Origin of the sequence: Isoptericola sp. NPDC056134 (genome assembly GCF_042264825.1) — a bacterium.
Taxonomy (GTDB): Bacteria; Actinomycetota; Actinomycetes; order Actinomycetales; family Cellulomonadaceae; genus Isoptericola; species Isoptericola nanjingensis.
Genome location: NZ_JBHJVM010000047.1, coordinates 1 through 9,432, shown reverse-complemented (window position 1 = coordinate 9,432; position 9,432 = coordinate 1). Strand labels below are relative to the sequence as shown.

General features: G+C 70.9%; 7 protein-coding genes. 6 read left to right on the top strand and 1 reads right to left on the bottom strand.

The features are described from left to right. Positions 1–51: 51 nt before the first annotated feature. On the bottom strand, positions 52–1,101 hold the full coding sequence (locus tag ACFCZN_RS20950) for a LacI family DNA-binding transcriptional regulator (protein WP_430558040.1): 1,050 nt from the start codon (positions 1,099–1,101) through the stop codon (positions 52–54). 276 nt (positions 1,102–1,377) lie between these two features. Between ACFCZN_RS20950 and ACFCZN_RS20945 the strand changes: the two genes are divergently transcribed. The 6 genes from ACFCZN_RS20945 (at position 1,378) to ACFCZN_RS20920 (ending at position 9,368) form a co-directional block, all read left to right on the top strand. Next, positions 1,378–2,355: an ABC transporter permease gene (locus ACFCZN_RS20945; protein WP_430558039.1), complete on the top strand. Its 978-nt coding sequence runs from the start codon at positions 1,378–1,380 to the stop codon at positions 2,353–2,355. 5 nt (positions 2,356–2,360) lie between these two features. Beyond that, positions 2,361–3,269 carry a carbohydrate ABC transporter permease gene (locus ACFCZN_RS20940; protein ID WP_429765805.1) on the top strand — a complete coding sequence of 303 codons (909 nt, stop codon included), beginning with the start codon at positions 2,361–2,363 and terminating at the stop codon, positions 3,267–3,269. A gap of 76 nt (positions 3,270–3,345) precedes the next feature. After that, positions 3,346–5,016 (top strand): extracellular solute-binding protein, encoded by a 1,671-nt coding sequence (locus tag ACFCZN_RS20935; RefSeq protein ID WP_430558038.1) that lies wholly within the window; start codon positions 3,346–3,348, stop codon positions 5,014–5,016. Between the two features lie 3 nt (positions 5,017–5,019). Next, a complete protein-coding gene (locus ACFCZN_RS20930) occupies positions 5,020–6,570 on the top strand; it encodes a xylan 1,4-beta-xylosidase (protein WP_430558041.1) in 1,551 nt (516 codons plus the stop codon). Further along, complete coding sequence (locus ACFCZN_RS20925) at positions 6,570–7,256, top strand: DUF624 domain-containing protein (RefSeq protein ID WP_429765803.1); 687 nt, start codon at positions 6,570–6,572, stop codon at positions 7,254–7,256. Before ACFCZN_RS20930 ends, ACFCZN_RS20925 begins: the two co-directional genes overlap by 1 nt. A gap of 33 nt (positions 7,257–7,289) precedes the next feature. Beyond that, positions 7,290–9,368: a beta-galactosidase gene (locus tag ACFCZN_RS20920; protein WP_430558037.1), complete on the top strand. Its 2,079-nt coding sequence runs from the start codon at positions 7,290–7,292 to the stop codon at positions 9,366–9,368. Positions 9,369–9,432: the final 64 nt, after the last annotated feature.

Below are 9,432 nucleotides of genomic sequence, written 5' to 3'. Positions count from 1 at the left end.
GACCGAAGCCGGCTTCGGTCCGCCCCTCTCTATCTCGTGGAATTCGCTTCTCTATCTCGGCGACCGGGGTTCTCTATCTCGCGGGGGAGCGGTGGACTCCCGGACGACGAGGCCGGTGGCGAGGTTGACCCGCCGGGCCATCGGCGTCTCGCCGCGGGCGAGGTCGAGCAGCAGCCGGGTGGCCGTGGTCGCCATCTCGACCAGCGGCTGACGCACGGTGGTGAGCGCGGGCGTGGTCCAGTTCGCGAGGGGCAGGTCGTCGTACCCGACGACGGACAGGTCGCGCGGCACGGAGATGCCGCGCTCCTGCGCCGCCCGGAGCAGCCCGATCCCCTGCATGTCGGACCCGGCGAAGACGGCGGTCGGGCGCTCGGGCAGGTCGAGCAGCTCGCTGCCGGAGCGGTAGCCGGACTCCACCTCGAAGTTCCCCGACCGCACCAGCGCGGGGTCGAAGCCGATCCCGGCCTCCTCGAGCGCCGTGCGGTAGCCGTCGAGGCGTGCGCGGGCGCACAGCATGGTGCCCGGGCCGGAGATCGCGGCGATGCGCCGGTGCCCCAGCTCGAGCAGGTGCCGCGTCGCCGCGAGCCCCCCGCTCCAGTTGTCCGACCCCACCGTGGGCACGTCGGGCGGGGGCTCGCCGTCGGTGTCGATGACGACGTAGGGGATGCCGCGCGTGGTGAGGCGCGGCCGCTGCGAGGAGCTGAGGCTGGCCGCGACGAGCAGCACGCCCAGCGGCGGGCGCGAGAGCGTCGTCTCGAGCCAGGTGGACGGCGGGCGGTGCTTCCCGCCGAGCTCGGACAGGATGACGCTCACCCCGGCGGCCGCGGCGGCGTCCTCCACGCCGCGGATGATCTCCGTGGACCACGCCGAGCCCACCCGGTGGAAGACGAGGTCCACGAGTCCCGCGCCGACCGGTGGGGTCGCTGCCCGGCGACGCCGGTAGCGGTGGCGCTCCAGCGCGGCCTCCACGCGGTCGCGGGTGGCCGGCGCGACGTCGGTCCTGCCGTTCAGCACCTTGGACACCGTGGGCGCGGACACGCCGAGCTCCCGGGCGATCTCGGCGATCGTCGGCGTCGTGCCCTGCGGTGTGGGGGTGCTCATCGTCCGTCCTGTCATGGCGCGGCGTCGCGCTCGATCGATCGACCGCAAGTTTCGGCTCGACCGTACACGACGTCGGGCGTGCTCTCGACGTTTCCAGGTGCCGTGATCAGACCGTGATCGGCCGGGCGCTTGACCATCACCGAAGGCTCCCCCTACTCTCGGCGCAGTTGGAGAACGTTTTCAATGACGAAACTTTCGGATCGTCGGCGCGAGGTTGCGACCGGCGGACCGCACGACGACGTGACGGCTGGGGGACTCATGGCGCAGGCCGCAGGGATGGTGACGACCGTCCCACCGATCGACGACGCACCGTTGTCACCACCACCGCGGGACGAACCGCGGCGGCGGACGCGCACCACGTGGCGCCAGGCGCTGCGCAAGGACTGGCGGCTGTACTCGTTCGTCGTCCTGCCGGTGCTGTTCTTCCTGATCTTCAAGTACGTGCCGATGATCGGGAACGTCATCGCGTTCCGCCGGTTCCGCCCGGGCGGCAGCCCGCTGGGCGACGAGTGGGTCGGCTTCTACTACTTCGACATGTTCATCCACAACCAGCAGTTCTGGCAGGTGTTCGGGAACACCGTGATCCTGGGCCTGCTGACGCTGGTGATCTGCTTCCCGCTGCCGATCGTCCTCGCGCTCATGCTCAACGAGCTGCGCTCGCGGCGCTTCAAGAAGATCGTGCAGACGATCTCGTACCTGCCGCACTTCATGTCGATCGTCATCGTCGCGGGCCTCGTGCTGCAGCTCACCGCCGTGAGCGGCACGGTGAACCAGGTCGTGGAGGCGTTCGGCGGCGACGCGATCGCGTTCATGCAGCAGCCCGACTGGTTCCGCTCCATCTACGTGAGCTCGGAGGTCTGGCAGACCGTCGGATGGGGCACGATCCTCTACCTCGCCGCGCTGACGACGGTGGACGACCAGCTCTACGAGGCGGCCCGGATCGACGGCGCCAACCGCTGGCAGCAGACCTGGCACATCACGCTGCCGGGCATCCGCCCCACGATGATGGTGCTGCTCATCCTCAACATCGGCTCCTTCATGGCGGTCGGGTTCGAGAAGGTCCTGCTGCTGCAGAACCCGCTGATCTACTCCACGGCGGACGTCATCTCGACGTACCTGTACCGCGTGGGCATCCAGTCGGCCCAGTTCTCCTACGGCACGGCGATCGGCCTCTTCGAGGCGCTCATCGGTCTGGTCCTCGTCCTCACCGCGAACTTCGTCTCGCGCCGCACGGTAGGAGCCTCGCTGTGGTGACCGGCATGCCCACCCCCGACCTCGCCGCCGTCCGGACCGAGGCCACGACCGTCAAGGACACGGCCGGGTACCGCACCTTCAAGGTGGTCAACGTCGTCGTGCTGCTCCTGGTGTGCGCCGTGACGCTGTACCCGTTCGTGAACCTCGTGGCGAAGGCGTTCTCCTCGGAGGGCTTCATCGCCGCCGGCGAGGTCAACCTCCTGCCGCGGGGCTTCAACGTCGAGACGTTCCAGTACGTCATGGGCGACGCGATGTTCTGGACCAACTACAAGAACACGGTCGTCTACACGGTGGTCGGCACGTTCGTGTCGATGGCGCTCACCACCCCGTACGCCTACGCCCTGAGCCGCCGCCACCTCAAGGGCCGCACGTTCTTCATCGGCATCGCGGTCTTCACGATGTTCTTCAGCGGCGGCCTGATCCCGAACTACATCCTCGTCGCCGACGTGCTGGGGATGCGGAACACCCTCTGGGCGATCGTGCTGCCCGGCGCCATCTCGGTGTTCAACCTCCTGGTCATGAAGTCGTTCTTCGAGAACTTCCCGAGCGACCTCGAGGAGGCGGCCGCGATCGACGGCCTCACGACGTACGGGATCTTCTTCCGGATCGTGCTGCCGCTGTCCAAGGCGGTGCTGGCCACGATGACCCTGTTCTACGCCGTCGGCCTGTGGAACTCGTGGTTCAACGCCTTCCTCTACCTGGACCAGAAGGAGCTTTTCCCGGTCACCGTCTACCTGCGGAACATGATCGCCGCGGCGTCGCCGGCGGCCGACCCGACGCAGGACGCCGTGCAGATCGGCGCGAACATCCAGTCCGTGACGATGCTGCTCACCGTGCTGCCGATCATCTGCTTCTACCCCTTCATCCAGAGGTACTTCGTCTCCGGCGTGATGCTCGGCTCCGTCAAGGGCTGACGGGCCGGCCATCACCCGCACCGCACGCACCACATCCCGCTCGAGAGCGACGACGCTCGTCACACGAGGAGAAGACATGAGGAACACCCGGATGCGGGCGGCCGTCGCGGCCGTGTCGCTGACCACCCTGGCCCTGGGCCTCTCTGCCTGCGGCAGCGGGGGAGACGACGACGGCGGCGACGGCGCGAGCCCGGACGCGGCCGCCACCATCGACGCGGAGCACTCCGTCGGCGCGATGGAGGACTTCGCGGCGGGCACGTCGTTCAAGGCCACCGAGCCGGTGGAGCTCTCGCTGATGTACCGCGACCACCCGGACTACGAGGTGCAGGACGACTGGTCGGTCTTCCAGCACCTCGAGGACGACCGCAACGTGACGTTCTCCCGCACCGACGTCCCCCTGGCGGACTGGGACCAGAAGAAGGCGCTGCTCATCGGGTCGGGCGAGGCGTCGGACCTCATGCCCGTGACGTACCCGGGCCAGGAGACGCAGTTCGTCTCGGGCGGCGCGATCCTCCCGGTGTCCGACTACCTCGAGTACATGCCGAACTTCGCGCAGAAGGTGGAGGACTGGGGCCTGCAGGACGAGATCGACAACCTGCGCCAGGACGACGGCAAGTACTACATCCTGCCGGGCCTGCGGGAGATCCCCGACGTCCAGTACACGGTGATGATCAACGACGACATGTGGAAGAAGGCGGGGATCACCGAGGACCCTGCCACGTGGGACGAGTTCACCGAGGACCTGGCGAAGGTCAAGGAGGCGAACCCCGGCCTCGACTACGCCTACTCCGACCGCTGGACCGACACCACCACGCTCGGCGCGCTGCTCAACGTCATGGGCCCGAACTTCGGCGCCGCCGGCGGCTGGGGCTACAACAACACCTGGTTCGACCAGGACTCCGGCGAGTACGTCTTCAACGGCACGAGCGACGAGTACAAGCAGCTCCTCGAGACGGTGCACGGCTGGGTCGAGGCGGGCGTCATGGACCCGGAGATCACGCAGTCCGACGACCAGGCCCGGCAGAAGTTCGTGTCCGGCAAGTCCGCCGCCGTCACGAGCAACACGCAGGAGATCACGGCGTACCGCACGGCGATCAAGGACGGCGGGAAGGACATCACCACCCGGCTGCTCACCATCCCGGGCGGCCCGGCGGGCAGCAACCTCGCCGCGAGCCAGCTCTCCAGCGGCCTGATGATCTCCAGCAAGGCGGCGGAGCAGCCGTACTTCAAGGCCCTGCTCCAGTACGTCGACTGGCAGTACTACTCGGACGAGGGCATCGAGTTCGCCCAGTGGGGCGTGGACGGCGAGACGTACTCGAAGGACTCGGACGGCACCCGCACGCTGAACGACGACATCAGCTGGAACGCGATCAACGCCGGCGCGCCGAAGAAGCTCAACACCGACTTCGGCTACAGCAACGGCGTGTTCCTGCTGGCGAACGGGTCCACGCAGGACCTGCTCGAGTCCGTGATGTCGGACGAGGTCAAGGAGTGGACCAGGTCCGTGCTCGACGCCAAGGAGGTGCTGCCGGTGGCCCCGGCGCCGCGCCTCAACGAGATGGAGCTCGAGCAGAACTCGCTGCTCGACACGCAGCTCAAGGACGCCGTCCAGTCCGCGACGGCCGCCTTCATCACCGGCCAGCGCTCGCTCGACGACTGGGACGCGTACGTCGCCGAGATCGAGGGCCTCGGCGCCACGCAGCTGGTCGAGACCGTCAACACCGCCCTGGCGCGCCAGGAGGGCTGAGCCCTGACCACCGTCGTCCCCGACGCGCCCGCCGCCACGCTCTCCGACGCGTGGCGGCGGTGCGTCGGCACCGGCCGCCTCAACCTCGCGCTGCGTCAGGACTACCAGGACTCGCTCGCCGTGGTGCAGCGGGAGATCGGGTTCCGCCACGTGCGGGGCCACGGCCTGCTGTCCGACGACGTCGGGATCCACCGTCCCTACGACGCGGCGGGCCACCGCGGCACGCGGTACGCGTTCACCTACGCCGACCAGGTCCTCGACGCGTGGCTCGCGCAGGGCATCCGGCCGTTCCTCGAGCTCGGGTTCATGCCGTCGGCGCTCGCGTCGGGGGAGCAGACCGTGTTCTGGTGGAAGGGCAACGTCACGCCGCCGCGCGACCACCGCGAGTGGGCGGCGCTCGTCCAGGCGGTGCTGCGGCACGCGATCGACCGCTACGGCCTCGAGGAGGTGCGGCGGTGGCCGGTCGAGGTGTGGAACGAGCCGAACCTCGTGCAGTTCTGGGAGGGCGCGTCGCAGGAGGCGTACCTCCGGCTCTACGAGGTCACCGCGGCCGCCGTGAAGGAGGTCGACGCCGACCTGCAGGTGGGCGGGCCGGCGATCTCCCCCGGCGCGGACGAGTGGTGGGCACCGTTCGCGGAGTTCGTCGAGCGCCGGGACGTCCCGGTGGACTTCATGTCCTTCCACGCCTACACGAGCGGGCCCGCGCAGCACGTGCCGTTCGGCACCTACCAGACGCTGCGGCATCCCCGGAACCTGCTGGACCAGTTCGCCGCCCCGGCGAAGCTGCTGGCGGGCACCCGCCTGGAGGGGCTGCCCGCCCACGTCACCGAGTTCAGCACCAGCTACCGCCCGGACAACCCCGTGCACGACACGGCCTACCAGGCGGCGTCGCTGGCGCCCGTGCTCTCCGAGGGCGGCGACCTCGTCGACTCCTTCTCCTACTGGACGTTCTGCGACGTCTTCGAGGAGGAGAACGTGCCGACGTCGGTCTTCCACGGCGGCTTCGGGATGCTGGGGCACCGGCAGCTGCGCAAGCCGGTGTTCCACCTCTACGCCTTCATGGCGCGGATGGGCGGGGACGTGCTGCACCGGGGCCTGGACCACCTGGTGACGCGCGACGGCGGCGGCCGGGTGACGGTGCTGGCCTGGCAGCCCGTGGGCGGCACCGACGACGCCTCGGAGGCGGACCGGCACGAGCTGCGGCTGAGCGTCCCGGTCGGCGGCGCCGCGGTGCGCCGGGCGTCGGTGCACCGCTCGCGCGTGAACGACGACGAGGGCAACGCGTTCAGCGCGTGGCGTCACCTGGGCCGTCCGGCGTCGCCGACCGCGCGGCAGCTCGACCTGCTGCACGAGGCGTCCGTGCCGGGGCGCTCGCACACCTCGCTCGAGGTGTCGGGCGGCCGGGTCGACCTGGCGCTCACGCTCGCCCGGCACGAGGTGACGCTGGTGGAGATCGACCCGGTGCACGACGAGACGCCGTCCTGGCTCGACGACGCACGGATCCTCGGTCGAGAGCACAGCCGAGAGCAGGACCGCGCCGGGGAGGTGTCCTGATGGCGGCGGCGGCCGGGGCGCCCCGTGAGTTCGGGGACGGCGTCCTGGGCCGGATCACGGCTCGCGTCTACTGGTACGCCGTCGTGGGGGCGCTCGTCGCCCTGGGCTGCGTGCCCACGCTGGTGCTGCTCGCGCTCCTGGACCGGTCCACCGGCAACGCGCTGCTGGTGCCGCTGTGCCTGGTGCCGGCGGCCCCGTTCCTGGCCGCGGGGCTCTTCGCCCTGCACGCGCGGGCGGGTGCCGACGAGCCCGTGCCGGGCCGCACGTTCGTGCGCGGACTGCGGCTGGGCTGGCTCGACGCGCTGCGGCTGTGGGTGCCGGCGACGGCGGTGCTCGGCGTCGTCCTCACGTCGGTGCTGCACCGCGAGGCCGCCGGCATCTCCGCGGCCTACGCCGTCGTGCTCGGCCTGGTCGGGCTCGGCGTGCTGCTCTGGGCGGTGCAGGCGCTGGTGCTCGCGTCCCTGTTCTCCTTCCGGGCCCGCGACGTGGCCCGGCTGTCCGCCTACTACCTGGGCCGGCGGCCGCTCGTCGCCGTCGGCCTGCTCGCGCTCGTCGTCGTGGCGGGCGGCGTGGTGTGGGTGGCGGGCGAGCTGGTGCTCGCCGTCGTCGCCGCCGCGTGGCTCGCCTTCCTGCTGCGCGTCGCGCAGCCCGTGCTCGACGACGTCCGCGCACGCTTCGTCGCCTGACCCGCATCACCGACCTCCGGAGGAAACGTCGTCATGTCCGCCCACCTGCCCGCCGGACGCAAGATCCGCTACGGCGGCGACTACAACCCCGAGCAGTGGCCGCGGGAGGTGTGGGAGGCCGACCACGCCGCGTTCGACCTGGCGTCGATCGACACGGTGACGCTCAACGTCTTCTCCTGGGCGACGCTGCAGCCCGACGAGGACGCGTACGACTTCGCGCTGCTCGACGCGATCGTCGAGCGCGCCGTGGCCGCGGGCCGCGACGTCGTGCTCGCGACGTCGACCGGGGCGCTGCCGCCGTGGCTCGCCCACCGCCACCCCGAGGTGGAACGCACCGACTTCCAGGGCCGGCGGCACGTGTACGGGCAGCGGCACAACGCGTGCCCCAGCTCGCCGGTGTACCGGCGGCTGTCGGCAGAGCTCGCGGGGCGCCTCGCCGAGCGCTACGCGGGCACGCCCGGGCTGGTCGCGTGGCACGTGGGCAACGAGTACGGCGGGTTCGACGGCGGCTGCTGGTGCGACCTGTGCGCCGCGGGCTTCCGTGAGTGGCTGCGCGCGCGGTACGGCACGCTGGAGCGCCTGAACGACGCCTGGAACGCGGCGTTCTGGTCGCACACGTTCAGCGACTGGGAGCAGGTCGTGCCCCCGAACATGCTTAGCGAGCACTGGCGCGGGCCGGACCACACGGCCTTCCAGGGCATCACGCTCGACTACCGGCGGTTCATGTCCGACGCGATGCTGGCGAACTATCGCGACGAGAAGGCGCGCATCCGCGAGCACGACGCGACCACGCCCGTCACGACCAACTTCATGGGCATGTTCCGGCCGATCGACTACCACCGCTGGGCCGAGGACCTCGACTTCGCGTCGTGGGACAACTACCCGCCCGGCCAGCGGGAGCACGCCCGCATGGCCCTGGCCCACGACGTCATGCGCGGGCTCAAGGACGGCGCGCCGTTCTGGGTCATGGAGCAGACGCCGACCATGACCGCCTCCCGCGACGTCAACCCGGTGAAACGACCCGGCGTGCTGCGGCTGTGGTCGTGGCAGGCGGTGGCGCACGGCGCGGACGCCGTCCTGTACTTCCAGATGCGGCAGTCGAAGGGGGCGTGCGAGAAGTACCACGGCGCCGTCCTCGACCACGCCGGCCGCACGGACACCCGCGCGTTCCGGGAAGTCGCGGCCCTCGGCGCCGAGCTCGACGCGCTGGGCGACGCCGTCCTCGGGGCGCGCACCCCGGCCCGGGTGGCGCTGCTCTTCGACTGGGACTCGTGGTGGGCCGCGGAGATGACGGACGGCTTCAACCGGCACGCGCGCTACGTCGACACGGTGCTCGCCTACTACCGCGCGCTGTGGCAGGCGGGGGCGCAGGTGGACGTCGTGCGGGTCACCGCGGACCTGGCCCGCTACGACGTCGTGCTCGCGCCCATGCTGCACGTGCTCAAGGGCGACGTCGCCGAACGGCTGGAGGGCGTGGTCGCGCGCGGCGGCTCGGTGCTCGCGTCGTACTGGTCCGGCCGTGCGGACGAGGACGCGAACGCGTTCCTCATGGACGCCCCCGGCCCGCTCGGTCGGCCGTTCGGCGTGCGCGTCGAGGAGACGGACTCCGCCGAGCCGGGCGTCACCAACCCCGTCACCCTGAAGGACGGCACGGGCGACGACGTCGTCTCCGACGCCGCGCTCGTCTTCGAGGTGCTCGTGCCGCAGGGCGCGGAGGTGGTCGGCACGTACGGCTCGGAGTTCTACGCGGGCACGCCCGCGGTCACGCGCCACCGCCCCGGAGGCCCGGACGACGGGGAGGACGGCGGCGAGGCCTGGTACGTCGCGACCGCCCTCGACGACGCCGGCACGGGCTGGGTGGTGCGCCGCGTCCTCGCCCGGCACGGCCTCGTCGGGCCCTACGCCGACGCCGAGGACGTCGAGCTGGCGGTCCGCGAGGGCGCCGACGGCGCGCGGACGGCGTTCGTCCTGAACCACGCCGGCGTCGCCGTCGACGTCGCCGCCCATGCCTCGGGCACGGACCTGCTCACCGGTCGCCGGATCGAGGCGGGGGAGCCCCTTCACCTGGAGCCGACCGACGTCGTCGTCCTCCGCGAGGACCCGCCGAGATAGAGAAGCCGGACCCGCGAGATAGAGAAGGGACGGACCGAAGCCGCTTTCGGTCCGTCCCTTCTCT